A 24953-nucleotide genomic window follows, 5' to 3' on the forward strand; every position below is an offset into this window, starting at 1 on the left:
TCGCCCCTAGCTTTGAAGCCGGGGCAAGCAAGGGAGCGCACGTGACCGACACGCAGATGCCGCCCGCCGAGCCGGCCGCGTTCCTGCTGCGCACCGGGAGGTTCTTCCGCTCCGGCACGCCCTCCCCCGACCTGCACAGCATCGGCCTGACCGGCGGCCGGGAGGCGGACGCCTTCTACCGGGACCGCTGGAGCCACGACAAGGTCGTGAACTCCACGCACGGCGTGAACTGCACCGGCTCGTGCCGCTGGAAGGTGTACGTCAAGGACGGCATCATCACCTGGGAGACCCAGCAGACCGACTATCCGAGCGTCGGCCCCGACCGCCCCGAGTACGAGCCCCGCGGCTGCCCGCGGGGCGCCGCGTTCTCCTGGTACACCTACTCCCCCACCCGTGTGCGTTACCCGTACGTCCGCGGTGTGCTCCTGAAGATGTACCGGGAGGCGAAGGAACGCCTGCGGGACCCCGTCCTCGCCTGGGCCGACATCCAGCGGGACCCCGCGCGCCGCCGCCGCTACCAGCAGGCCCGCGGCAAGGGCGGCCTGGTCCGCGCCGGCTGGGACGAGGCGGTCGAGATCGTCGCCGCCGCGCATGTCCACACCATCAAGACGTACGGCCCCGACCGCATCGCCGGCTTCTCCCCCATCCCGGCGATGTCGATGGTGTCGCACGCGGCGGGCGCCCGTTTCCACTCGCTGATCGGCGCCCCGATGCTGTCGTTCTACGACTGGTACGCGGACCTGCCCGTCGCCTCGCCGCAGGTCTTCGGCGACCAGACCGACGTACCGGAGTCGGGCGACTGGTGGGACGCCGCGTATCTGATGATGTGGGGCTCCAACGTCCCGGTGACCCGCACGCCCGACGCGCACTGGATGGCCGAGGCCCGCTACCGCGGCCAGAAGGTCGTGGTCGTCGCCCCCGACTACGCGGACAACGCGAAGTTCGCCGACGAGTGGCTGCATCCGCACCCCGGCACGGACGGCGCCCTCGCGCTCGCGATGGGCCATGTGATTTTGAGGGAGTTCTTCGTCGACCGCGAGACGCCGTTCTTCGCGGACTACGTACGGAAGTTCACCGACCTGCCCTTCCTGGTGACCCTCACCGAACGGGACGGCGCCTACGTCCCCGGGAAGTTCCTGCGCGCCGCCGACCTGGGGCACGAGGGCGAGGGTGCGCAGTGGAAGACGGTCGTGCTGGACGCGGCGAGCGGGCGAGCGGTCGTCCCGAACGGCTCGCTCGGCTTCCGCTGGACCGACTCCGGCAAGGGCCGCTGGAACCTCGAACTCGGCCCCATCGAACCGCAGTTGAGCCTGTACGGCCATCAGGCTTCGGGAGGCGTGGCGGTACTGCTCCCGCGCTTCGACACCGAGGGCGGCGAGCACGGACAGGGGCGCGGGGACGTCCTGCGGCGGGGAGTCCCGGCGACCCGGCTGGGCGGCTCCGACGGCCCGCTGGTCACCACGGTCTTCGACCTGCTGCTGGCCCAGTACGGCATCTTCCGCCACGGCCTGCCCGGCCGCTGGCCCGCCTCCTACGAGGACGCCGGCTCGCCCTGCACGCCCGCCTGGCAGGAAGCGCACACGTCCGTCCCTGCGGCCAAGTGCGTGAAGATCGCCCGGGAGTTCGCGCGGACGGCCGAGCGGTCGAAGGGCCGCTGCATGATCCTGATGGGCGCGGGGACGAACCACTGGTTCCACTCCGAGACGATCTACCGCGCCTTCCTCGCCCTGCTCCAGCTCACCGGCTGCCAGGGCCGCAACGGTGGCGGCTGGGCGCACTACGTGGGCCAGGAGAAGTGCCGTCCGGTGACCGGCTGGGCGACGCTGGCCGCCGCCTCAGACTGGTCGCGTCCGCCGCGCCAGATGATCGGCACCGCGTACTGGTTCCTCAACACCGACCAGTGGCGCTACGACCGGTTCACCGCCGATGTGCTCGCCTCGCCGCTGGGTGAGGGCCGGTTCGCGGGGATGACCGGCGCGGACTGCCTTGCCCTGTCGGCGCGTTCGGGGTGGATGCCGTCGTATCCGACCTTCGACCGCAATCCGCTGGAGCTGGGCGGGGCGTTCGGCGATCCGGTGTCGCGGGTGGTGGCCGAACTCCGCGCCGGGACCCTGAAGTTCGCGTGCGAGGACCCGGACGCGCCGGAGAACTGGCCGCGTGTGCTGACGCTGTGGCGGGCCAATCTGCTGGGTTCGTCGGCGAAGGGCGCCGAGTACTTCACCAAGCATCTGCTGGGCACGCAGTCGTCGCTGAGCGCGCGGGAGGCCGAGCCAGGCGAGCGCCCGAGGGACGTGACCTGGCGGGACGAGGCGCCCGAGGGCAAGCTCGACCTGCTGCTGTCGCTGGACTTCCGGCAGACCTCGTCGACGCTGCTGTCGGACGTCGTCCTGCCCGCCGCGACCTGGTACGAGAAGCACGACCTGTCCAGCACGGACATGCACCCCTACGTGCACTCCTTCACCCCGGCCGTGGACCCGCCGTGGCAGGCGCGCACCGACTTCGACACGTTCAAGGCACTGGCCGAGAGGCTGAGCGAGCTGGCCGTCGACCATCTCGGGGTGCGCAAGGACCTGGTCGCGTCGCCCCTCCAGCACGACACACCGGGCGAGATCGCCCAGCCGGGCGGGATGGTCCGGGACTGGAAGCGCGGGGAGTGCGACCCCGTGCCCGGGAGGACGATGCCCCACCTGACCGTGGTGGAGCGTGACTACACGGCCATCGGCAAGAAGTTCACCGCGCTCGGCCCGCTCGTGGAGCAACTGGGCCTGCCCGCCAAAGGGATCGCATTGTGGCCGACCGAGGAGGTGGAGGATCTGCGGCAGTTGAACGGCACGGCGTACGAAGGCCGCCCCTCCCTCGATACGGCGGTGAAGGCCGCGAACACGATCCTCGCCCTGTCCGGCACCACCAACGGCCGCCTCGCCACCCAGGGCTTCCGCACCCTGGAGGCGCGCACCGGGCAGGACATGGCACACCTGGCCGCCGAGCACGAGGGCAAGCGGGTCACGTACGCGGACACACAGGCCGCGCCCGTCCCGGTCATCACCTCGCCGGAGTGGTCGGGCAGCGAGTCCGGCGGGCGCCGCTACACGGCGTTCACGCTCAACACCGAGCGCCTCAAGCCCTGGCACACGCTCACCGGGCGCCAGCACTTCTTCCTGGACCACGACTGGATCCACGAGCTGGGCGAGGCGCTGCCGGTGTACCGGCCGCCCCTGGACATGAACCGCCTCTTCGGCGAACCCCGCCTCGGACCGGACGGCCAGAGCGAGGTGACGGTCCGTTATCTCACCCCGCACAACAAGTGGTCCATCCACTCCGAGTACCAGGACAACCTCTTCATGCTGGCGCTGTCCCGCGGCGGCCAGAACATCTGGATGTCCCCGCAGGACGCGGACGCGATCGGCGTCAAGGACCACGACTGGATCGAGGCGGTCAACCGCAACGGCGTGGTCGTCGCCCGTGCCGTCGTCTCGCACCGCATCCCGCACGGCACCGTCTACATGCATCACGCGCAGGAACGCACGGTGGGCGTGCCGAAGACGGAGACGACCGGGCAGCGCGGCGGCATCCACAACTCCCTGACCCGGCTGATCCTCAAGCCGTCCCACCTGGTCGGCGGCTACGCCCAGCTCTCCTGGGCGTTCAACTACCTGGGCCCCACGGGCAACCAGCGCGACGAGGTGACGGTGATCCGCCGCCGCAGCCAGGAGGTCGAGTACTGATGCGCCCGATGGCCCAGATCGCGATGGTGATGAACCTCGACAAGTGCATCGGCTGCCACACCTGCTCGGTGACCTGCAAGCAGGCGTGGACCAACCGCCAGGGCATGGAGTACGTCTGGTTCAACAACGTCGAGACCCGCCCCGGCCAGGGCTATCCGCGCCGCTACGAGGACCAGGACACGTGGCAGGGCGGCTGGCAGCTGAACCGGCGGGGTGCGCTGACGCTGAAGGCCGGCGGCCGTTTCAAGAAGCTCGCCGGCATCTTCTCCAACCCCAGGCTCCCGGAGATCAAGGACTACTACGAGCCCTGGACCTACGACTACAAGAACCTCACCGACGCCCCGCTCGGCGACGACTACCCGGTGGCCCAGCCCGTCTCACAGCTCGACGGCAAACCCATGAAGATCGAGTGGTCGTCGAACTGGGACGACAATCTCGCGGGCGCCCCCGCCCACGGCGACCTCGATCCGATGGTCGAGCGGGTCCGCAGGCAGGCCGCCGACAAGGTGCGGTTCGAGTTCGAGCAGACCTTCATGTTCTATCTCCCGCGCATCTGCGAGCACTGCCTCAACCCGTCCTGTGTGGCGTCCTGTCCGTCCGGCGCGATGTACAAGCGGGCGGAGGACGGCATCGTCCTGGTGGACCAGGACCGCTGCCGGGGCTGGCGGATGTGCGTGACGGGATGCCCGTACAAGAAGGTCTACTTCAACCACCGCACCGGCAAGGCCGAGAAGTGCACGCTGTGTTATCCGCGCCTTGAGGTGGGTCTGCCGACGGTCTGCTCGGAGACGTGCGTGGGGCGGCTGCGCTATCTCGGGGTGGTGCTGTACGACGCGGACAGGGTGACGGCCGCGGCTTCCGTGGTCGACGAACAGGAGCTGTACGCGGCGCAGTTGGGCGTCTTCCTCGACCCGGAAGATCCCGGGGTGCGGCGGGCCTGTGCGGAGGCGGGGATCCCGTACGACTGGGTGGAGGCGGCCCGGCGGTCGCCCGTGCACGCGCTGATCAGCACGTACCGGGTGGCACTACCGCTGCATCCGGAGTACCGCACCATGCCGATGGTCTGGTACATCCCGCCGTTGTCGCCGGTCGTCGAGGCGCTGACGGAGACCGGGCACGACGGCGAGGACGCGCGGAACCTCTTCGGCGCGATCGACACCCTGCGCATTCCGCTGGAGTATCTGGCGGAGCTCTTCACCGCGGGCGATGTCGCCCCGGTCCGGGCGTCGTTGGAGAAGCTCGCCGCGATGCGCTCCCACATGCGCGCCATCAACCTCGGCGAGCAGCCCGATCCGTCGGTCGCGCGCGCCGTCGGCATGCGGGCCGGCGAGATCGAGGAGATGTACCGGCTGCTGGCGATCGCCAAGTACGAGGACCGGTATGTGATCCCGACGGCGGCTGTCGGCGACGCGCGGCGGCTGGAGGAGTCGGCGCTGCCGGGCGGGTGCAGCCTCGACTACGACGGCGGCCCCGGCATGGGCGGCGACGGGCCGTTCGGCCAGGACTCCGGGGGCCGTACCCATCTGCCGCTCGTGTCCGTGGAGAACTTCCACGCGCTGCGCCACCGGCAGACCGCGGACAAGGAGGAGGAGACCTGATGCCCACGTTCGAGGTGCTCTACCAGGCGGCGGCGCTCTGTCTCACCTACCCGGACGACGAGTTCCGTGCCCGGCTTCCGCTGCTGCGCGAAGCCGCCCCGCAGCTGCGGGAGTTCACCGACCACGCGGCGGTGACCGACCCGCAGCAACTGGCCGCGCACTACGTCCAGGTCTTCGACTTCAAGAACCGCCACAGCCTGTACCTGAGCTGGTGGCACGACGGTGACACCCGGCGCAGGGGCATGTCCCTGGTCCGCTTCAAGGAGGTCTACCGCGCCCACGGCCTGGAGTTCACCGGCGAGGAACTGCCGGACTTCCTGCCCGCGGTCCTGGAGTTCGCCTCCCGCACCGGCAACACCGACCTGCTCACCGACCACCGCGCCGGCCTGGAGCAACTCCGTTCCCGCCTCACCGACTTCGGCACCCCGTACGCCTGCGTCCTGGACGCCGTGTGCGCGACCCTGCCGCCCGTCCGCACCGGAGCCCGCTCATGACCGTCTTCCTCTGGGGCGTCCTGCCGTACGTCGCCTTCGTCCTCCTGGCCGCGGGGCTCCTCTGGCGCTACCGCTACGACCAGTTCGGCTGGACCACACGCTCCTCGCAGATCCACGAGTCGAAGCTGCTCAACATCGCCTCCCCCGCCTTCCACTACGGCATCCTGTTCGTCCTCGTCGGCCACCTCGTGGGCCTGTTCATCCCGATGTCCTGGACCGACACGATCGGCGTCAGCGAGCGCTCGTACCACCTGCTCTCCCTGTACGGCGGCACCGCGGCCGGTGTCCTCACGGTCGCCGGGATCGTGCTCCTGATCTACCGCCGCCGCACCAACGCGCCGGTGTTCCGCGCGACGACGGCCAACGACAAGGTCATGTACGTCGTCCTGCTCGCCGCGATCGTGCTGGGCCTGGTCGCCAAGCTCGGCCATGCCTCCGGCGACGGCTACAACTACCGTGCGTCCATCGCCCCTTGGGCCCGCAGCCTGTTCACCCTCCAGCCCGACACCGCACGCATGGCGGGCGTGCCCGTGCTGTACCAGATCCACGCGGTGATCGGCATGGCCCTGATCGCGTTCGTCCCGTACAGCCGTCTGGTGCACATGTTCAGCGCGCCGGTGCAGTACCTGTTCCGGCCGTACATCGTTTACCGCAGCCGCGACCCGAAGCAGCTGGGCCCACGTCCGGAGCGACGGGGCTGGGAGCGGGCGGGGTTCTGAGGGCTACGCAGCGCCGCCCTTCTGGTCCCGGTCGTCGTCGACGATCTCCGCGTCCACCACGCCTTCCTCGTCCTGCGGCGAGGTCTGCTGACCGGCGTCCTCCGTCGGTGTCTGCTGGGCCTGGGCGTACATGGCCTGGCCCATCTTCTGGCTGACGGAGGCGAGTTTCTCGACGCCGGTGCGCAGTTCGTTGGTCTCGGCGTTGCGCTCCAGGAGTTCCTTGAGTTCGGTGATCGCGGACTCGACCTCCGACTTGGTGTCGGCGGGGACCTTGTCCTCGTTCTCCCGCAGGAACTTCTCGGTCTGGTAGACGAGTTGCTCGGCCTGGTTGCGGGTCTCCGCGGCCTCGCGGCGGTTGCGGTCCTCCTCCGCGTACTGCTCGGCCTCGCGCATCATGCGGTCGATGTCGTCCTTGGGGAGGGCCGAGCCGCCGGTGACGGTCATCTTCTGCTCGCGGCCGGTGGCGAGGTCCTTGGCGGAGACGTGCATGATCCCGTTGGCGTCGATGTCGAACGCGACCTCGATCTGCGGGACCCCGCGCGGGGCGGGCGGCAGTCCGGTGAGGTCGAAGACGCCGAGCTTCTTGTTGTAGGCGGCGATCTCGCGTTCGCCCTGGTAGACCTGGATGCCGACCGAGGGCTGGTTGTCGGTGGCGGTGGTGAAGATCTCCGAACGCCGGGTCGGGATCGTGGTGTTGCGCTCGATGAGCTTGGTCATGATGCCGCCCTTGGTCTCGATGCCCAGGGACAGCGGGGTGACGTCGAGCAGCAGGACGTCCTTGACGTCGCCGCGGATGACACCGGCCTGGAGGGCGGCGCCGACGGCCACGACCTCGTCCGGGTTGACGCCCTTGTGCGGGTCCTTGCCGGTCAGCTCCTTGACCAGTTCGGTCACCGCCGGCATCCGGGTCGAGCCGCCGACGAGGATCACATGGTCGACCGCGGAGAGCTTGATGCCGGCGTCCTTGACCGCCTGGTGGAAGGGGGTCTTGCAGCGGTCGAGGAGATCGGCGGTCAGCTCCTGGAACTGGGCACGGGTCAGCTTCTCGTCGAGGTGGAGCGGCCCCTCGGCGGAGGCGGTGATGTAGGGGAGGTTGATCGTGGTCTCGGTGGACGACGACAGCTCGATCTTGGCCTTCTCGGCACCCTCGCGCAGCCGTTGCAGCGCCATCTTGTCGTTGCCGAGGTCGATGCCGTACGACCCCTTGAACCGCTTGACCAGGTACTCCATGACCCGCTGGTCCCAGTCGTCGCCGCCGAGGTGTGTGTCGCCGTTGGTGGCCTTGACCTCGATGACGCCGTCACCGATCTCCAGCAGCGACACGTCGAAGGTGCCGCCGCCGAGGTCGAAGACCAGCACGGTCTGCTCCTCGCCGCGGTCGAGGCCGTAGGCGAGCGCGGCTGCCGTCGGCTCGTTGATGATCCGCAGCACCTTCAGGCCCGCGATCTCCCCGGCTTCCTTGGTCGCCTGCCGCTGGGCGTCGTCGAAGTACGCCGGTACGGTGATCACCGCGTCGGTGACGTCCTCGCCGAGGTAGGACTCCGCGTCCCGCTTCAGTTTCTGCAGGACGCGGGCGGACAGTTCCTGCGCCCGGTAGCGGGTGCCGTCGATGTCGCGCTGGTCCGGGAACCGCCAGCTTCCGTCGCCCATGTGCCGCTTCACGGAGCGAGCCGTGCGCTCCACGTTCGTCACGGCCTGCCGTTTGGCCACCTCACCGACGAGCACCTCGCCGTTCTTCGCGAAGGCCACGACCGACGGTGTGGTCCTGGCCCCCTCCGCATTGGCGACGACGGTGGGTTCGCCGCCCTCCAGGACGGCGACCACCGAGTTCGTGGTCCCGAGATCGATTCCGACCGCACGTGCCATCGCTGTCCCCTTCCGCCAGGGCCGCTCCCGCACTCCAGCACAAAACTTGAGTGCGCTGTTGTCAATGGGACGGGTACCCAGAGAGGCATTCAGGTCACTGAGTGAGCATACGGTCACTTTCAGAGGGCGGCACAGCAACGCCCCTAAGGGGCGCGGGGAACCGCGCGATCAGCCACGACGGCGCCGCAGCCGACAACGAACCGCGCCATCCCCGCCCCCCTAGCGGAGCGTCACGCCAGTTTCGCCGACAGCGTGATCGTCGTCCCCGTGAGCGCCTGGCTGACCGGGCACCCCACCTTCGCCTCCTCCGCCGTGGCGACGAACGTGTCGTTGTCGATCCCCGGAACCGTGCCCTCGACCGTGAGATGAATCCCGGTGATCCCCTCACCCGGCTGGAAGGACACGTCCGCCGAGGTGACGAGCTTCGTGGGCGGCGTACCGGCCTTGGCGAGCATGTTCGAGAAGGCCATGGAGAAGCAGCTGGAGTGGGCGGCGGCGATCAGCTCCTCGGGGCTGGTCTTGCCGTTCGCGTCCTGGGCGCGCGAAGCCCACGTGACCGGCTGCTCGCCGATGGCCCCGGAGGAGTCGAAGGTGACGACGCCGTTGCCCTCGAGAAGGTTGCCTTCCCAGACCGTGTGTGCGGAGCGCGTGGTTGCCACGGTTCTTCCTTTCGCATGGGGTCCCGTTGCGGGGTTCCGTGGACCCATCCGATCACATTCCGGCTCACCGCACGCGAAACACCGGCCCACGTGCGGTGAACGGCAGTCGGGCGCCCTGGGGAATCAGATAGGCGTGCTCGCGCCGCACCCGGAGCGTGTCGCAGTCGCCGTCCGTGATCACCAGCATGGGAGCGCCCGGCGGGAAGTCGTCCGCCCGGTGCAGCAGGTCGATGCCGGGCTGGAGGACCGTACCGCCGCGGCCGCGCACCCGCACGCGCCCGGCGATCTCGGTGACCGGCAGGAATCCGGCGTCGTGCGGGGCCGCGTCGCAGAAGACGACGCGTGCGGCCGGTACGTCGCGGGCCTCGGCGTACGAGGCGATGGCACCGAGCGCCTTGCCGAGCAGCGTGCGGTCCATGGAGCCGGAGGTGTCGAGGACGACGCCGAAGGTGCAGCGGGCGATCTCCTCGGGCGGGAAGTAGCGTCCCGCGCGCGGGATGTCGGGGGTGGAGGACTGGCGGCGCGAGGGCCGGGCGTACGACCGTACCGGCTCCGGACGGGGCACGAACTCGTCGAACCAGCGGGCCAGTTGGGCGTCCCACGGCAGCGGCGGATGGCTCAGCGCGCGGATCTCCTCGACCAGGCCGCCGGGCAGGAACCCACGCCCCTGCCCCCGGTGCAGGTCGAGGCCCTGGCACAGGCCCCGGCGGTAGAACTCGTCCAGGTCGACATAGTCGCGCGGGCTGCCGAGCGGTCCGCCGAGGATGTCGCCCACGCCCTTGCCGCGCAGGGTCGACAGACGGCGCATCCGGCGGAGGTCGACGGCGATGCGGTCGTAGACCTCCTCGGCGGAGAGATCCTTGAGGCCGGGGTCGAAGAGCAGTCCGTCGGGCATGGTGCCGATCTGCATCTCGGTCAGCCAGCCGTTGATGACGTAGTCGCAGGCGACGTTGAACAGATACGGGTCGCGTGGGCCGCAGCGGTCGCCGTGGCGCAGGGCGGCGTGCAGCATCTCGTGGGCGAGGACGAACCGCCATTCCTCGTCGTCGAGTTCGCGCAGGGGGTTGATGTAGATCTCGGCCGCCTCCGCGTCGACGGCGGCGACGGAGATGCCGTGGGCGCGGGCGAGTTCGGCGTCGGCGACCAGGGTGATGCCGGCCGCGATCCCGCCGAGCAGCGGGTAGGAGGAGACGAACCAGCTCAGGGCCCGCTCCCAGGGCTGGAGCCGGGTGGGTGCGCCGCGCATCGAGTCGCGGCGCCCACCGGCCACGTCCATGGCGGTGGCCACGGTGCGGGTGAGGGCGTGCGCGAAGTCCAGCTGCCAGTTCTTCGGGGTGCCGCCCATCCAGGTGTCCCACGGCACCAGGAGCTGGTCCGGGTCGCCGCCGGCCGTGCCGCAGTGCTCGTACGCGCCCGGGATGCCGTCGCGGCGCCAGCGGGCGGCGAGCTGCTCCTCGTCGCCGTCGGGGTAGGCGGGCGGCAGGGCGTCGGGGGTGCGGCCGATGGAGAAGCCGAGCAGGAAGCGGTTGACGACGGCGCAGCGGGCGGCGAGCTCGTACCGGTCGGGCTGGGTACGGCGGCCCTCCTTCGCCGGGACGTGGCCGAAGCCGAGGTGGATGATGCCGTGGGCGATCGCCCAGGCCCAGTCGGCGGGGTCGGCGCGGCGGGTGGGGTGGACGTGCACCACACCGTCGGAGTCGACGCGGACGAGCCCGGAGGCGGGCGAGAGCGGGCAGTCCTCCTTGCGGCAGGTGCTGAACCCGACCGCGGCCAGCGCCCGGTTGGCCCGCACCAGCCGCATCCCCTCAGCGAACGCCTCGGCCGCGAGGTCCTTCTTCGGCTGCTTGGAACCCCGGTTGCGGCTCACAGCGGCGGCCCCTTCCGCAGCGGCTCCTGGCGCAGTTGCTGCTTACGCGGCTGCTGCTTGCGCGACGGCTGCTTACGCGGCGGCGCAGCACAGGGCCGGCCCACCCCGCGGCCACCCCTCTCTCGGCCGCTCACACCGCACGTTCCGCTCACTGCCGCGCCTCCACCAGGCGGGGCATGTCGCGGGCCGCCTCGACCAGGAACCAGGCCGGCAGCAGAGGATTGCCGTCGGTGTCCGGGGCGATGACGCTCTGCGCGACCTCCACCGAGATCTCGGCGAGCTGCACGAGCAGCGACTTGGCGCGGTACGCCATCTGCTGCCCGCTCGCCGACAGGTGCTCCTTGCTGGCCGGCAGCTCCTTGACCAGCCGTCCGCGGAACGACTCGGCGAGGTAGTAGAGCAGGTCGCGGTCCTGCATCCGGTGCGGCCAGCGTGCGTCGCCCTTGATGATCGCCTCGATGCCGTACTGGCTGCGCACGATCTTGACGTAGCCGCAGAAGGCGACGGCGTGCGCGGGCGTTAGCGTGCCGTGCGCGACGATCTTCAGGGTCTCCTCGTCGAGTTCCGCGCCGAAGGAGTGCATCGCGTCGGAGAGCATGTGCCAGGAGCGGGGCGTGGAGAAGGGCTCCTCGGTCTTGGGCGGCTTGGACCACAGGTGGTCGGGCCGGTCGGTGAGGTGGTCCAGGATCCAGGGGTGGATGCCGTTGCCCGCGGCCCAGGCGAGCCAGTCCTTCGCGGAGGCCTCCAGGTGGACGTGGGCGAGGCGGTTGATCAGGGCGGAGGCGATCGGGCGGGCCAGCGCGTTGTCGGTCGCGCGGTTTCCGGCACCGATGACGATCGAGCCCTTCGGCAGCTCGTAGTTGCCGATACGGCGGTCCAGGATCAGCGAGTAGAACGCCTTCTGCACATCGGGCGTCGCCGCGTTCAGCTCGTCCAGGAACAGGCAGTACGGCTCGTCGCGGGCGATTGCCTCCGGCGGGCAGAACACCGACCGCCCGTCACGGATCTGCGGCACGCCGATGAGGTCCTCGGGGGCGAGCTGGGTGCCCAGCAGGCTGACGCATTCGAGTCCCAGGGATTCGGCGAACTCCCTTACCAGGGACGATTTTCCGATGCCGGGGGCGCCCCAGAGAAAGACGGGGCGGACGGTCGCGAGACCGAGCAGCAGCTCAGGTATACGGGCGGGAGTGACGGTGACGGCAGCCTGCAAAGCAGGTGGCTCCTCAAGTCTGTTCGAGCAGGTTCGACTGTGAACAGTGTGTGCGTACGACCGTTTTGGCGCACCCGGTTTTCAGGCGGCCCGCTCCTCCGGATCAGCATCCAGAGGTACTTGCGGCCCGTCCACCTCACGCAGCCAGCGGCGCAGGACGTGGTGGATGTGCTCGGCTCCGGCGAGTTCCCGCGCGCCGTCGAGCGGGGCGGACAGGGCGACGGGCGACAGCAGGAAGGGCTTCGCCTGGGCGCCGCCGAGGCCGCCGTGCGAGCCGATCTGCTCCTCGAAGGCGAGGACTTCGCCGTCGGCGGGGTCGTACCAGGAGTTGACCATGATGTCGGCGGTGTGCGGGAAGGAGTGGGTGCGGCGGACCGCGTCCGCGGCGCCCGGGCCGAAGTCCTTGAGGGGGCCCGGGTCCTCGTCGAGTCGGTCCAGCGGGATCTCGGTGCCGTACGGGCCGAGGACGACGCCGCCGTGCTGCTCGCTGCGGACGAGGACGAAGCCGATGCCGGGGTGGTTGGCGAGCGTGGTCAGCAGGGCGGGGTGGCGGGCGTCGATCTCCTCCTTGCTCATCCGGTGCGGGACGTCCGGGAAGGAGACGAGGCCCAGATTGCCGGAGGCCAGCACCAGCGGCTCCGAGCGGCGCGACGGACGGTACTGCTCGCCGCCCTCCTCGACCGGCCTGCGCAGCGCGGCACGTACCGCGGCGCGGGCCTCGGCGCCGCTGTGGGTGCGCTGCGCCTTGCGCGGCACGGGCAGCCCGCAGCCGGCCCGCACCAGGTCGCCGAGGGAGAGGCCGTAGCGGGCCCGGAAGGTCTCGCCCGGGCTCTGCCCGTGGTCCGACAGCACGACGATCCGGTACGGCCTCGGGGCGTGCTCGGCGACCTTCTCGATCAGGGCCAGCGCCCGGTCGAGACGTTCGAGGACCTTCTCGGCGTCGCGGCTCATCGGCCCGGAGTGGTGCGCCACTTCGTCGTACGCCACCAGGTCCGCGTAGACGGCGGTGCGCCCGGCGAGCATGTCGCCCATCACCGCGGCGACCACCACGTCCCGTTCGACGACGGTCGCGAAGGCACGGATGAAGGGGTAGAGGCCGCCGCGTTTGACGCGCGGGCGGACCTTGCAGAAGCGGGCCCGGGTGGACTGGCCGATCTCGCGGCCGACCTCGGCGAGGAAGGACAGCGCGGTGCGCACGGCGTTCGCCGGGTCGGAGAAGTAGGCGAAGTAGCCCGCCCGGGAGCGGTTCTCCCGGCCTCGCCGCTTGGTGGCGATGGACAGTACGAGGGCCTGCTCGTCGGCGCCTCCGCTGAACAGGTTGCCGCGGCTGGCGCCGTCGGCGGAGAGCAGTCCGGCGTCGCCGGTGCGCTCGACGGCGCGGCGCTGGAGTTCGGCGGCGCTGGTCGGGCGGTTGCTGACCATCACCTCCCGGCGGTCCTTCTCGTACCAGCGGAAGGCGGGGATGTCGTGGTTGCTGCCGTGCAGGATGCCGAGCTGGCTGGCGCCGGTCTGGCTGGACCAGTCGGTGCGCCACGGGGTGAGCCGGTGGGTGGGCCTGGGCCGGTCGCCGGTGCCCAGCCAGCGGGCGACGGTCGGCATGAGGCCCTTGCCGACCGCGTCCAGCAGGACGTCGTGGCCGACGCCGTCGAGTTGCAGGAAGACGGTGCCGTGGGTGGCGGGGCAGGGCGGCCCGGAGCCGCGGCGGCGGTCGGCGAGACGGTACAGGCGGCGCCGGTAGGCGTCGTCGTCGCGCACGGCCAGGGCACCGCCGGTGGCGGAGGCGACGGCGGACATCACGGCGGCGACCACGACGCCGGTCTCCCAGGCGACGGCGCCGCGCTCGGTGGGGTTGAGGCGCAGCGCCACCAGCAGCAGCCCGCCGTTGAGGAAGAACACCAGCAGCCCCAGGACCAGCGCGGGCACCAGCAGCAGGAGCCGGACGAGCAGCGGCCACACCACGGCCGACAGCACACCGAAGGCGCCCGCGCCGAATGCGGCGGTCACCGCTATGTCGGTGGCGCTGTCGCCGTCCGCGGAGCGCAGCTGGAAGTCGGGCAGGAGGCCGGCGAGCACGAGCATGGTGACCGTGGAGACTGCCCATACGGCGATACTCCGGCCGCCCTGACTGACGACCCGGCGCCAACGCCCAGCATGCACGCCCTGCTCACCTCACGTCTCGGCCCTGTCGTCGATGCGGGGCGCTTCCAGCGTGGCATACCGGGATTCGGGTCGTCGGTCGTCTGCGGGTTCGTCGTGGCTGGTCGCGCAGTTCCCCGCGCCCCTACTCGGCGTTGTCCATCCGTTGCCGAATAGGCCCCGGCGTTCAGCGGCCGTCGTAGCCTGCCGTCGGCATTGACAGCCTTCGGTGGACTCGGGCCTTCATCTGGGAGTCGTAGGCGGGCTCCGCGACGCCTACCGTCTCTACCCGCACTCCGCGCCGGGCGCACTCTGCGGTGAACTCGTCGACGGAGGAGAGGGCGCTCTCCAGGACCCGGCGGCTGGGGGCGACGAAGAGGTCGACGCCGGGGCGGACGCCGTCCCAGAGCACGCAGTGGTCGGGGCGCAGTCCACGGACCAGCAGCTCACGGCTCACGGTGTAGCCGTGCTCCGCGGCCCAGCGGGCGCACATGGCGTGCTGGCTGCGGGAGTCCACCAGGAAGGGGTCGTCGTCCAGCTCTTCCAGCGGCGTCAGACTCGCGATGGTCGTGACCCGTACCGGTCCCATGGCGTCCCCCTCACCTCCGGGTTTCAGGCGCCGAGACTACTCCTGGTCGTAGGCTTCGGGGGAGTCGCGCGAAGGAGGCAAAGAGGTGCCGGTGGAGATCACCTGGTGGGGTCACGCCACCTGCACGGTCGCGGACTCGGACGTACGCGTGCTCACCGATCCTCTGTTCGCGCGCCGGCTCGCCCATCTGCGCCGTCGCCGAGGCGCGGTGCCGCCGCCGCGGGCCCGGCACGCGGACGTGGCGCTCGTCTCCCATCTCCACGCCGACCACCTGCACGTTCCCTCCCTCGCCTCGCTCGCCCCAGGCACCCGCCTGCTCATGCCCCGGGGCGCGTCCAGGGCGGTGCCGGGACTGCGCCGGCTCGGGCACCTGGAGATCCGTGAAGTGGCGCCCGGCGACGAGACGGTGATCGGCGGCGTGGTCGTACGGGCCGTGCCCGCGTGGCACGACGGGCGGCGGCTGCCGGTCGGGCCGCACCGCTCCCCCGCGCTCGGCTATGTCGTCGAAGGCGAGGCGCGAACGTACTTCGCCGGGGACACGGGACTGTTCGACTCGATGGCCGAGGAGGTCGGGCCGGTCGACGTGGCACTGCTGCCGGTGGGTGGCTGGGGGCCGTATCTCGGTGAGGGGCATCTGGACGCGGGGCGGGCCGCTGAGGCGCTGGTCCGGCTGGCGCCGCGCAGTGCGGTGCCGGTGCACTACGGCACGTACTGGCCGATCGGGATGGACGCGGTGCGCCCGCATGAATTCCACGCGCCGGGCTCGGAGTTCGTGCGGTTGGCCGCCGGCGTCGCGCCCGAGGTGGCGGTGCATCTGCTCGGGCACGGGGAGAGCGTGCGGCTTGAGGTGGCGCGGTGATGTGGCTCGCCGCCGCGGCGACGCCTCCGCCGGCGGAGTCCACGCAGCAGGCGATCGGGTATCCGTCGCTGTTTCTGCTGGTGTTGATCGGGGCGTTGGTGCCGGTTGTGCCGACGGGGGCGTTGGTGAGTTCGGCGGCGGTGGTGGCGTTCCATCAGACCGCGCCGTTTTCGCTGGCGCTGGTTTTTGTTACGGCGTCTCTGGCCGCGTTTCTCGGGGACATCGCCCTGTACTGGCTGGGGCGGCGAGGGATGGGGTCGAAGAACGGGTCGCGGTGGTTGGAGGCGATTCGCTCGCGCGCGCCGGAGGAGCGGCTTGCGCAGGCGCAGGAGCGGCTGGCTGAGCATGGGGTTGCGGTGCTTGTGCTGTCGCGGTTGATGCCGGCGGGGCGTATTCCGGTGATGTTGGCGTGTCTGGTGGCGAAGTGGCCGATGCGGCGGTTTGCGCGGGGCAACTTTCCGGCGTGCCTTGCGTGGGCGGTGACGTATCAGTTGATCGGGATTCTGGGTGGGTCGCTGTTCAATGAGCCTTGGGAGGGTGTGGTGGCGGCGGTTGCGTTGACGCTGGTCATCAGTGCGGCGCCGGGGGTGTGGAGGCGGGTTCGGGCTGCCAGGTGAGGTTTCGTTGCGGGGTGCGGGTGCGATGTGGCTGGTCGCGCAGTTCCCCGCGCCCCTAGGTAGGTCCCCCTCGCCCCTAGTTGTCGAGAACCCGCGATCCCCCAACTGGCAGGTCCCATAGGTCCTCGCGCGCCAGTCCCGCTCTCTCCCACGCCGCCCTCACCCGCGTCAGCGGTTCCAGTACCGGCTCCGCCGACAGTACGAACGTGCCCCAGTGCATGGGGGCCATCCGTCGCGCCCCCAGGTCCTGGGTTCCTCTTACCGCTTCCTCGGGGTCGCAGTGGACGTCGCTGAGCCACCAGCGGGGGTTGTAGGCGCCGATGGGCATGAGGGTCAGGTCGATTCCGGGGTAGCGGCGGCCGATGCGGGTGAACCAGTGGCCGTAGCCGGTGTCGCCGGCGAAGTGGACGCGGTGGCCGTCGGGGGCGGTGAGGACCCAGCCGCCCCAGAGGGAGCGGCAGGTGTCGGTGAGGGTGCGCTTGGACCAGTGGTGGGCGGGCACGAAGTCGAAGCGGGTGCCCTGGAGTTCGGCGGCCTCCCACCAGTCGAGCTCGGTGACGCAGGTGAAGCGGCGGCGTTGGAACCAGCGGCCGAGACCGGCGGGTACGAACATCGGGGTGTCGCGCGGGAGGCGGTTCAGGGTGGGGGCGTCCAGGTGGTCGTAGTGGTTGTGGCTGATGACGACCGCGTCCACCCGGCCCAGCGCGTCCCAGTCGATGCCTACCGGGGTGATGCGGGCCGGGGTGCCGAGGATGCGGCGGGACCAGACCGGGTCGGTGAGGACGGTGAGTCCGCCGATCTGGACGACCCAACTGGCGTGTCCCGCCCAGGAGACGGCGACCGTGCGTGCGTCGGCCCGGGGCAGCGGGGCCGGCTCGAAGGGCAGGTGGGGGATGTCGGCGAGGCCCTCCTTGCCCGGGCGGACGGCGCCCTCACGGGCGAAGCGTGCGACAGACTTGAGGCCGGGCAGCGGTGCGGTCAGCCGGTCGTGGAACGTCCGCGGCCAGACGCGGCGTTCGCCCAGCGGGCGGGGTTCGGCGAGGGGCGGGAACGGGGGCGCGAAGGGGGACGGGGGCGCCGGAACGCCGGCATCCCGCGTGGGCGAACTCGTCGTGGTCGACGTGGGTGACTCGGACTGCTGCGTCATCGCGGAGGCTCCCCTCGCTGAGCGTCGTCGCGGAGATCGTCGAAGACCGACTTCAAGTGGATCAACGCACGGTGCACATGTGGCAGTTCCAACGGCGAGGGTGAACTGAGGCATTCCGCGCGCTCGGTGTCCGTTCCGCCGAGCAACGGCCCCGTGGACAGCCGTACGCGCAGCGCCCCCAGCTCGTCGCCGAAGCGGTGGCCGCCGGGTGCGGGCATGCCGAGCCGGGCGGCGAGGAAGTCCTCCAGTTCCTGGGCGTCGCCGACTCCGTGTGCGGTGAGCGCGGGGCGCAACGGGCCCAGGTCGACGTAGAGATGGCGGCCTGCCTGCGGCGGGCGGGCGAGGGTGCCCGCGGCAACGACGGCGGCGTGCGCGGCGGCGGCCACGCGCGCGTGCAGGCGTCCGGCGGCGGACCGCCGTTTGGACACCGGCTCGGGTTCCGTCAGCGCGTACGTGGCCGCAGCGGCGACCAGCCCGGCGACGCGGGCGCCGAGGGCGGTGAGCACGTCGAGCACGCGCGCGTGGAGGCCGTCGCCGGTCTCGCCGGCCGGGAAGCGGGCGACGGCCGCGGGCCAGCCGGGCGGCAGCAGCGCGCCGGCCAGGTCGGTGACGACGGTGACCCGGTCCGGCAGCATCTCGGCGGGGCTGAGCAGCACGGTGTCGTGCGGGGCGTGCAGGGTGTCGCGCCAGGTCTCGTCGCTGACCAGGTGCAGCCCCTCGCCCTGGGCGGCCTCGACGGTCTCGTGCAGCGCCTCGGGCGGCGCGACGGTGGCGGTGGGGTCGTCGGCGACGGACAGCACGAGCAGCCGCGGGTCGCCGCCCTCGGCACGGACCCGGCGCACGGTCTCCAGGAGGGCGTACGGATCCGGGACACCGCCGGACTCGGCCGGTGTCGCCACATGGAAGACGGGTCTGCCCAACAGCCGTGCGTACGGCGCCCACCAGGCCGCGCACGGCCGGGGCACCAGGACGTCGCCGCCGATGGCGAAGGTCAGCGCGAGCAGCAGCGCGGGCGCGCCGGGCGCGGCGACGGCCCGTTCGGGACCGGCGGCAAGTCCCCGCCGCTCCCAGTAGCCGCACGCGGCGTCCAGCAACGCGGGGCCGCCGCCGATCGGCTCGCTGACGGCGCGGGTCGCGGCCTCGGCGAGTACGTCGGAGAGTTCGGGCAGCACGGGCAGCCCGTCGTCCGGGATCGGCGGCCCGTAGCGGACGGGGCCGTGGCCTTCCGGGTCCGTCCGCGGCATGGTCCCTCCCGTCCGGTTCGGTGTCCCTGGGTCGCCCGTCGTCCATGGGCCGGTGCGGTTGTCGTCCCTGGACTCTCCGTACCCAGGGTGCCGGTGAGCCATGGGGGATCGCTCGGGTTGTGCCGGTCACGCGGGGGTGGTGAGGCGCGTCAGCCGTCCTCGGCGGGCGCCTTGCGCCACAGCCGGTACACGGCACCGCCGAACGCGCCCACGATCAGCACACCGCCGGCCACCAGGGCGGGCACCGAGTCGTTGAAGGCGCCGCCGTCACCGGCATGCACACCGTGCTCGATCACCGCACCACCGCAGGACGTGTCGTGCGGGTCGGGACAGGGCTTGCTCGTGTGGCACGAAGGGTCCGGCGGCGAGGGACACGGCTGACCGGTGTGACAGGCGGTGGGGGTCGGCTCGGGACAGGGCTTGCTGGTGTGGCAAGGCGTGGCGGTCGGCACCGGACAAGGCGTGCTGGTGTGGCAGGGCGTGGCGGTCGGCACCGGGCAAGGCGTGCTCGTGTGGCAGGGCGTGGCGGTCGGCACCGGGCAGGGCTTGCTGGTGGCGCACGACGTGTCCAGCGGATCGATGCACGGCTTGCTCGTGGCGCAGGTCGGGTCGAGCGGGTCGGCGCACGGGCCGTTGCTGCCACCGCGGGCCACCGTGAACGTGGCGCTCCACGGCGTGCCCTCCCCACCGGGAGCGGCCGGACAGGTGCCGTCGACCGTCCACGCGGTGTCGGGGCCGACACCCTCCTCGCCCTCCAGGTCCTCGGCCGGAGCGATACGGGCGGTGCCGGAGTAGGCGGGCCCGGACACCTCGTCCTCGTTGCCGACGACCCTGCGCAGCTCGACGGTGCCCTCCTCGAAGGCCGGCGATGTGGCCTCGACGGCAGCGGGTGCGGGACCCCCGAGAGGGTCGCAGGAGACCGACACGGTGATGCTGCCGCCCGGGGCCACCTGTCCCGGACTGACCTCCGCGGCCGGATCCGCGAAGACGGCCGCGGCGGCGATGACCGGGAGAATCCCGCCCAGAGCGGCGACGGACAGGGCACGGACAGTGCGGCGCATGGGGTGCACTCCTTCGGCCGACGGCTGCGGGGGCGCGATGATCGTGCCCCCACCGCCATCACAGCCCGCCCACCCCCACACCGCGCGCGGCAGGACCCCATTCGCGGGACGGACTCGGCCGACCGGGTGATGAGGGGTTTGCCAGCGCCCCGAAGGGGCGCGGGGCTGTATCTATATGCGGCTCCGCCGCGTGGGCGCGACCAGCCACGACGAGCCCGCAGACGCCAGACGGCCAATCGCGGCACCCCCGGCGGAGCGCTCAGTTCAACAGCGCCGCCAGATCCTTCTCCAGCCCCCGGCCCCGCCGTTCCACGACCGCCGACGCGACATCGGCCAGCTTCCGGTTCGTGGCCTGCGAGATACGCCGCAGGACGCCGAACGCGGCGTCCGCGTCACAGCCCAGGACATGCATGACGATGCCGCACGCCTGGTCCACGACGGGCCGGGACCGCAGGGCCGTGCCGAGTTGGTCGAGTTCGGTGAGCGCGGCCCGGTAGGACTGGTCGCGGACCAGACACGTCGCGGCGAAGTCACCGAGCGCCCGGGCGGGCCCGCGCGAGGCGTCCTCAAGGGTCCCCGGGCGGAAGCTGTAGAGGCTCAGGGTCACCGTCAGCCCGGCCCGGCGGAAGGGGAGCGTCACGCTGGATCGCACCCCCGAGTCCAGCGCCAGGGCGCGGTACTGCGGCCATCGCTCCTCGCGCAGCAGATCCGTCGAGTCGACGGGCGCCCCGCGTTCGAGGGCCGCGGGGATGGGCCCCTCCCCGGAGCGCATCTGCACCGCGACGAGCGCGGCCAGGTCGGGATGTGTGACCGCCGCTGGTCGTTCGGGGCTGCCCTCGATGACGGTGCCGCTCGCTCCGCAGCAGTCGGCGGTGCAGCGGGCGGCCTGCTCGACCAGTTCGGACAGCCGTCGGCCGGGTAGCGTGGACTCGGCGGACTCCGCGCCCCAGCGGCCGGTGTCCTGGGTGTCCGGCATTGTGCAGTCCTCCTCTTCCCCTCGGCTGCCCCGTCGACTTGGCCGGGAAACAGCGGGCGAGGCCGGAGCGTGCCGCTCGCCGGACTCCGGCGGGCCCGGGAAGCCGTACCGCACGCTAGGTTCGTCGCATGGCGCAGACGGAGGAATTCGGTGAAGAGCTCGCGGATTTCGTGCGCCGCGTCGCAGAGTTGAAGGCGGCGCGGTCCGCTTCGGGCGGCGACCTGCCCACCGTACTGGATGCGGCGATCTTCGAACTCGACCATGTGGCCGACCAGTTGTGGCCTTGGTACGAGCGGCTGTCCACCGTCGGCGGCTCCCGCCCGGCCCCCGCCGACCGCCAGGAACAGCAGTTGCTGCGGACGGTGTTCCAGCGCCTGCCGCTACCGGTGGCGCTGGTGGACCGGGAGACCGTGGTGCGCCGGCTGAACTTCGCGGCGACCGCCTTCACCGGCGTCCGCGCCGGCTATGCGACGGGCCGGCCCCTGACGGGCTTCCTCGTCCACGCCGACCGGGCGGCGTTCCGCTCCCAGGCCGCGGCCGTGGCCCGCGGCGACGGCGACCGCAGCCTCACCGTCCGCCTCCAACGACGCCCGGCCGAGCCGGTGCACGTGACCCTGACCGCCGTACGACCGACGGGCGAGCCACACCCCACGGTGCTCGTCCTCCTGCAGCCGGGCGGACTGGGCGTGCCCGTCGCGCCAGGGCCGGAGACCACCAGCACGGGCCAACTCCCCGACCTCGCCGAGGCCACCCGGCACGCATCCCTGATGGACCTGCTGGACGCCATGACGACGGCGTTGCTCACGGCTCCGCCCGAACAGACCCTTCACCGGGCCGCCGAGGTACTCCACGGACGTTTCGCCGACTGGGTGATAGCCGACGCGGGCGCCGCCCGCCTCTCCCGTACGGCCGTATTCGCCCCGTCGGAAAAAGAGGCGGCCACCCTGACAGCACTGAATCCGGCCGATTCTCCGCTGGTCGCCGAGGCGGCGCGGGGCGGCGCCCCGGCGCTCCAGGTACGCCCCGAGGATCCGGACGCCCTGGGCCGGGACGCGTCCGGCGCCCCGGTCCTCGTACAGGCGAACGTCACCTCACTGCTGTGCGTGCCGCTGGCAGCCGACGGCAAGGTGCACGGCGTCCTCACGCTACTGCGCTGCGGAGCCCGCCTGGCCTTCTCAATGGCCGAGGCGCAAGCGATGGACATGATGTCCCAGCACATAGCACTCCGGCTGACGAGTACCCCCTAGGGGCGCGGGGAACTGCGCGACCAGCCACGACGAAGCAGCAAGACCGCAGATCACCGCACCCTCACGGCGAAACCCGGAACTACGCCGCGTCCTGCAGCACCTGATCCCGCACCCGCGTGCAACACCGGCTGATCAGCCGGGACACATGCATCTGCGAGATACCGAGCCGCTCAGCGATCCGGCTCTGCGTCATGTCCCCGAAGAACCGCATGTACAGAATGGCCCGCTCCCGCTCCGGCAGCGCCGCCAGCCGATGCCGTACGGCCTCACGGTCCACGACCGTGTCCAGCGCCGGGTCGGGCGAGCCGAGGGCGTCGCCCAGGGAGTACCCGTCCTCACTGCCGGGCAGCTCCGCGTCCAGGGACAGGGCCGTGAAGCTCTCCAGGGCCTCCAGGCCCACCAGCACGTCCTCTTCGCTCATGTTCGCGTGCTCGGCGATCTCGGCCACGGTGGGCCGCTGGCCGGACACGGTCTGCGACAGGTCCTGGCAGGCGAACCGGACGCGGTTGCGCAGATCCTGGACCCGGCGCGGCACATGCAGCGTCCACATGTGGTCGCGGAAGTGCCGCTTGATCTCCCCGGTGATGGTCGGTACGGCATAGCTCTCGAAGGCGTTGCCGCGTGCGGGGTCGTACCGGTCGACGGCCTTGACCAGGCCGAGGGCCGCGACCTGACGCAGGTCGTCGAAACTCTCACCACGGCTGCGGAAGCGTCCGGCGAGCCGGTCGGCCATGGGCAGCCAGGCCTCGACGATCTCGTCTCGGAGCGTGTCGCGCTGCGGTCCGGCCGGCAGCGTGGCCAGCTTGCGGAAGGCCTCCGCCGTGTCGGGGGCGTCGTCGTGCGGGTGGTGCTTCGCGCTCACTTGAGTGGGCATGATGCGCCACAACTCCCTTGATTGTGCTCTGGGTTGGACGTCACCGTGGGAGCGCGGCCGCACTCGGACAGACGCGGCCGTGGCGGCGAGAGCGCCGCTCCCACGGACGTGCCTCCTGTCCGAAGCACTGGTTCTTCGCCTGCCCTGCTGTCCCGGCCGCAAACACGGGGCAGGTTTTCCGCAGGCCCGGCGGGTGACTCGGGCGGTGCTGCTGCTGTCGATCCCGAGTCCGGGAGGTCCGTCATGAGCACCAAGGTCTCCGACCACGTCCTCGCACGCCTGCGGGAATGGGGTGTGGAGCACGTCTTCGGCTATCCCGGGGACGGCATCAACGGCCTGCTCGCCGCCTGGGGCCGCGCCGAGGACCAGCCCCGTTTCATCCAGTCCCGGCACGAGGAGATGTCCGCGTTCCAGGCGGTCGGCTACGCGAAGTTCAGCGGTCGGGTCGGCGTGTGCGCGGCCACCTCGGGCCCCGGCGCGATCCACCTGCTCAACGGCCTGTACGACGCCAAGCTCGACCACGTCCCGGTGCTGGCGATCGTCGGCCAGACGCACCGCACCGCGATGGGCGGCTCCTATCAGCAGGAGGTGGACCTGCACACCCTGTTCAAGGACGTCGCCTCGGACTTCGTGGAGACGGTCACCGTCCCCGAGCAACTGCCGAACGTTCTGGACCGGGCGATCCGCACCGCGTACGCGCGCCGCGCCCCCACGGCGATCATCATCCCCGGCGATGTGCAGGAGCTCGACTACTCGCCGCCCACACACGAGTTCAAGATGGTGCCCTCCAGCCTGGACCGCAGTTCCTGGACGGCGATCCCCTCCGAGGAGTCCCTCGCGCGGGCGGCCGAGATCCTCAACTCCGGTGACAAGGTGGCGATCCTGGTCGGCCAGGGCGCGTCCGGCGCTCAGCCCGAGGTGGAGCGCATCGCCGAACTGCTCGGTGCCGGCGTGGCCAAGGCACTGCTCGGCAAGGACGCGCTCAGCGATGAACTCCCGTATGTCACCGGCGCGATCGGGCTGCTGGGGACCCGACCGTCGTACGAGCTGATGCGGGACTGCGACACCCTGCTGACCATCGGGTCGTCCTTCCCGTACACGCAGTTCCTGCCGGACTTCGGCAAGGCGCGCGGTGTGCAGATCGACATCGATCCGCACATGGTCGGCATGCGCTATCCGTACGAGGTGAATCTCGTCGGCGACGCGAAGGCGACCCTTCAGCAGCTGATCCCGCTGCTGGGGACGGAGGAGCGCGGGCGTGAGTGGTACGACACGGTGTGCGCGAACGTGACGCGGTGGCGGGATGTGATGGAGCGGCGGGCCGGGCTGTCGGCCGACCCGATCAACCCGGAGTACGTGGCGCGGGCGCTGGACCCGCTGCTGCCGGGCAACGCGATCATCAGCTCCGACTCGGGCTCGGCGGCCAACTGGTACGCGCGGCACCTGACGATGCGGCCCGGCATGCGCTCCTCGCTGTCCGGCACGCTCGCGACGATGGGCTGCGGGGTGCCGTATGCGATCGGCGCGAAGTTCGCCCACCCGGACCGGCCCGCGATCGCGCTGGTCGGGGACGGGGCGATGCAGATGAACGGGCTGGCGGAGCTGATCACGGCGGCGAAGTACGCCGACCGCTGGGAGGACAAGCGGCTGGTCGTCGGCGTCTGGAACAACCATGACCTCAACCAGGTCACCTGGGAGATGCGGGCCATGGAGGGCGCCCCGTCGTTCCTGCCTTCGCAGGAGATCCCGGATGTGCAGTACGCCGCGTTCGCCCGCTCCCTGGGCCTGACCGGCATCCGGGTGGAGAAGCCGGAGGACGTCGAGGCGGGCTGGCGGGCCGGACTGGAGGCCGACGGGCCCGCGGTGATCGAGTTCCTGACCGACCCGGCCGTGCCGCCGATCCCGCCGCACGCCACCTGGGACCAGATGGAGGCGACGGCCGCGTCGATCCTGAAGGGCGACGCGGACCGGGGCTCGATGATCAAGCAGGGCTTCAAGGCGAAGGTGCAGGAGTTCCTGCCCGGGCGGGAGAAGAAGTAGCCGAGTGTCGCCCGCCGCTCTTCGG

Annotated in this window: 19 protein-coding genes; 8 read left to right on the forward strand and 11 right to left on the reverse strand. The window is 71.3% G+C overall.

Features of this window, described 5'->3' with window-relative positions; translation table 11 throughout:
* Positions 1 to 41 precede the first annotated feature (41 nt).
* Genes ACTWQO_RS32775 through narI form a run of 4 tightly spaced genes read left to right on the forward strand, consistent with a single transcriptional unit; the run spans position 42 to position 6536 of the window.
* On the forward strand, positions 42 to 3725 hold the full coding sequence (locus tag ACTWQO_RS32775; protein WP_443241002.1) for a nitrate reductase subunit alpha: 3684 nt from the start codon (positions 42 to 44) through the stop codon (positions 3723 to 3725).
* Positions 3725 to 5323: a nitrate reductase subunit beta gene (narH, locus tag ACTWQO_RS32780; protein WP_443241003.1), complete on the forward strand. Its 1599-nt coding sequence runs from the start codon at positions 3725 to 3727 to the stop codon at positions 5321 to 5323. The genes ACTWQO_RS32775 and narH overlap by 1 nt, the downstream gene beginning before the upstream one ends.
* Complete coding sequence (narJ, locus tag ACTWQO_RS32785; protein WP_443241004.1) at positions 5323 to 5817, forward strand: nitrate reductase molybdenum cofactor assembly chaperone; 495 nt, start codon at positions 5323 to 5325, stop codon at positions 5815 to 5817. Before narH ends, narJ begins: the two co-directional genes overlap by 1 nt.
* Complete coding sequence (narI, locus tag ACTWQO_RS32790; protein WP_443241005.1) at positions 5814 to 6536, forward strand: respiratory nitrate reductase subunit gamma; 723 nt, start codon at positions 5814 to 5816, stop codon at positions 6534 to 6536. The genes narJ and narI overlap by 4 nt, the downstream gene beginning before the upstream one ends.
* A gap of 3 nt (positions 6537 to 6539) precedes the next feature.
* On the opposite strand, the gene dnaK is transcribed toward narI, so the two are convergent.
* From dnaK to ACTWQO_RS32820, 6 genes are all read right to left on the reverse strand, one after another.
* Positions 6540 to 8402, reverse strand: coding sequence for a molecular chaperone DnaK (gene dnaK, locus ACTWQO_RS32795; RefSeq protein ID WP_443241006.1), 1863 nt, complete (start codon positions 8400 to 8402; stop codon positions 6540 to 6542).
* A gap of 230 nt (positions 8403 to 8632) precedes the next feature.
* A complete protein-coding gene (locus ACTWQO_RS32800) occupies positions 8633 to 9061 on the reverse strand; it encodes an OsmC family protein (RefSeq protein ID WP_328352882.1) in 429 nt (142 codons plus the stop codon).
* A 64-nt stretch (positions 9062 to 9125) separates the two neighbouring features.
* Positions 9126 to 10862, reverse strand: coding sequence for a vWA domain-containing protein (locus tag ACTWQO_RS32805; RefSeq protein WP_443241042.1), 1737 nt, complete (start codon positions 10860 to 10862; stop codon positions 9126 to 9128).
* Between the two features lie 214 nt (positions 10863 to 11076).
* Positions 11077 to 12138, reverse strand: coding sequence for an ATP-binding protein (locus ACTWQO_RS32810; RefSeq protein WP_210572185.1), 1062 nt, complete (start codon positions 12136 to 12138; stop codon positions 11077 to 11079).
* An 81-nt stretch (positions 12139 to 12219) separates the two neighbouring features.
* Entirely contained in the window at positions 12220 to 14295 is a 2076-nt protein-coding gene (locus ACTWQO_RS32815) for an alkaline phosphatase family protein (protein WP_443241007.1), read from the reverse strand.
* A 166-nt stretch (positions 14296 to 14461) separates the two neighbouring features.
* Entirely contained in the window at positions 14462 to 14863 is a 402-nt protein-coding gene (locus ACTWQO_RS32820; protein WP_443241008.1) for a hypothetical protein, read from the reverse strand.
* Positions 14864 to 14948: 85 nt separating this feature from the next.
* On the opposite strand from ACTWQO_RS32820, the gene ACTWQO_RS32825 reads away from it, so the two are divergent.
* Positions 14949 to 15722: an MBL fold metallo-hydrolase gene (locus ACTWQO_RS32825; RefSeq protein ID WP_443241009.1), complete on the forward strand. Its 774-nt coding sequence runs from the start codon at positions 14949 to 14951 to the stop codon at positions 15720 to 15722.
* Entirely contained in the window at positions 15722 to 16339 is a 618-nt protein-coding gene (locus tag ACTWQO_RS32830; protein WP_443241010.1) for a DedA family protein, read from the forward strand. The genes ACTWQO_RS32825 and ACTWQO_RS32830 overlap by 1 nt, the downstream gene beginning before the upstream one ends.
* 76 nt (positions 16340 to 16415) lie before the next feature.
* Here ACTWQO_RS32830 and ACTWQO_RS32835 read toward each other — a convergent pair whose 3' ends face one another.
* The 4 genes from ACTWQO_RS32835 to ACTWQO_RS32850 form a co-directional block, all read right to left on the reverse strand.
* Entirely contained in the window at positions 16416 to 17486 is a 1071-nt protein-coding gene (locus tag ACTWQO_RS32835) for an MBL fold metallo-hydrolase (protein WP_443241011.1), read from the reverse strand.
* Positions 17483 to 18730: an aminotransferase class I/II-fold pyridoxal phosphate-dependent enzyme gene (locus tag ACTWQO_RS32840; protein ID WP_443241012.1), complete on the reverse strand. Its 1248-nt coding sequence runs from the start codon at positions 18728 to 18730 to the stop codon at positions 17483 to 17485. The genes ACTWQO_RS32835 and ACTWQO_RS32840 overlap by 4 nt, the downstream gene beginning before the upstream one ends.
* 149 nt (positions 18731 to 18879) lie before the next feature.
* Positions 18880 to 19791, reverse strand: coding sequence for a hypothetical protein (locus ACTWQO_RS32845; RefSeq protein ID WP_443241013.1), 912 nt, complete (start codon positions 19789 to 19791; stop codon positions 18880 to 18882).
* A 259-nt stretch (positions 19792 to 20050) separates the two neighbouring features.
* Positions 20051 to 20767 (reverse strand): ANTAR domain-containing response regulator, encoded by a 717-nt coding sequence (locus tag ACTWQO_RS32850; protein ID WP_443241014.1) that lies wholly within the window; start codon positions 20765 to 20767, stop codon positions 20051 to 20053.
* A 128-nt stretch (positions 20768 to 20895) separates the two neighbouring features.
* Here ACTWQO_RS32850 and ACTWQO_RS32855 point away from each other — a divergent pair, with 128 nt between their 5' ends.
* Positions 20896 to 22014: a GAF domain-containing protein gene (locus ACTWQO_RS32855; RefSeq protein ID WP_443241015.1), complete on the forward strand. Its 1119-nt coding sequence runs from the start codon at positions 20896 to 20898 to the stop codon at positions 22012 to 22014.
* Between the two features lie 79 nt (positions 22015 to 22093).
* On the opposite strand, the gene ACTWQO_RS32860 is transcribed toward ACTWQO_RS32855, so the two are convergent.
* The gene (locus ACTWQO_RS32860) at positions 22094 to 22888 is read right to left on the reverse strand and encodes an RNA polymerase sigma factor SigF (protein ID WP_443241016.1); all 795 of its coding nucleotides are present in this window, start codon (positions 22886 to 22888) and stop codon (positions 22094 to 22096) included.
* A gap of 243 nt (positions 22889 to 23131) precedes the next feature.
* Between ACTWQO_RS32860 and ACTWQO_RS32865 the strand changes: the two genes are divergently transcribed.
* Positions 23132 to 24928 (forward strand): thiamine pyrophosphate-requiring protein, encoded by a 1797-nt coding sequence (locus ACTWQO_RS32865; RefSeq protein WP_443241017.1) that lies wholly within the window; start codon positions 23132 to 23134, stop codon positions 24926 to 24928.
* Positions 24929 to 24953: the final 25 nt, after the last annotated feature.

This window comes from Streptomyces sp. 4N124, from assembly GCF_052245395.1.
Taxonomy (GTDB): domain Bacteria; phylum Actinomycetota; class Actinomycetes; order Streptomycetales; family Streptomycetaceae; genus Streptomyces.

Bases quoted from the DNA above. Each gene is read 5' to 3' on its own strand.
- ACTWQO_RS32865 (WP_443241017.1), top strand. From the start codon at position 23,132: ATGAGCACCAAGGTCTCCGACCACGTCCTCGCACGCCTGCGGGAATGG.
- ACTWQO_RS32820 (WP_443241008.1), bottom strand. From the start codon at position 14,863: ATGGGACCGGTACGGGTCACGACCATCGCGAGTCTGACGCCGCTGGAA.
- dnaK (WP_443241006.1), bottom strand. From the start codon at position 8,402: ATGGCACGTGCGGTCGGAATCGATCTCGGGACCACGAACTCGGTGGTC.
- narH (WP_443241003.1), top strand. From the start codon at position 3,725: ATGCGCCCGATGGCCCAGATCGCGATGGTGATGAACCTCGACAAGTGC.
- ACTWQO_RS32855 (WP_443241015.1), top strand. From the start codon at position 20,896: ATGGCGCAGACGGAGGAATTCGGTGAAGAGCTCGCGGATTTCGTGCGC.
- ACTWQO_RS32860 (WP_443241016.1), bottom strand. From the start codon at position 22,888: ATGCCCACTCAAGTGAGCGCGAAGCACCACCCGCACGACGACGCCCCC.
- ACTWQO_RS32835 (WP_443241011.1), bottom strand. From the start codon at position 17,486: ATGACGCAGCAGTCCGAGTCACCCACGTCGACCACGACGAGTTCGCCC.
- ACTWQO_RS32830 (WP_443241010.1), top strand. From the start codon at position 15,722: ATGTGGCTCGCCGCCGCGGCGACGCCTCCGCCGGCGGAGTCCACGCAG.
- narI (WP_443241005.1), top strand. From the start codon at position 5,814: ATGACCGTCTTCCTCTGGGGCGTCCTGCCGTACGTCGCCTTCGTCCTC.
- ACTWQO_RS32850 (WP_443241014.1), bottom strand. From the start codon at position 20,767: ATGCCGGACACCCAGGACACCGGCCGCTGGGGCGCGGAGTCCGCCGAG.
- ACTWQO_RS32845 (WP_443241013.1), bottom strand. From the start codon at position 19,791: ATGCGCCGCACTGTCCGTGCCCTGTCCGTCGCCGCTCTGGGCGGGATT.
- ACTWQO_RS32805 (WP_443241042.1), bottom strand. From the start codon at position 10,862: ATGCGGCTGGTGCGGGCCAACCGGGCGCTGGCCGCGGTCGGGTTCAGC.
- narJ (WP_443241004.1), top strand. From the start codon at position 5,323: ATGCCCACGTTCGAGGTGCTCTACCAGGCGGCGGCGCTCTGTCTCACC.
- ACTWQO_RS32840 (WP_443241012.1), bottom strand. From the start codon at position 18,730: ATGCCGCGGACGGACCCGGAAGGCCACGGCCCCGTCCGCTACGGGCCG.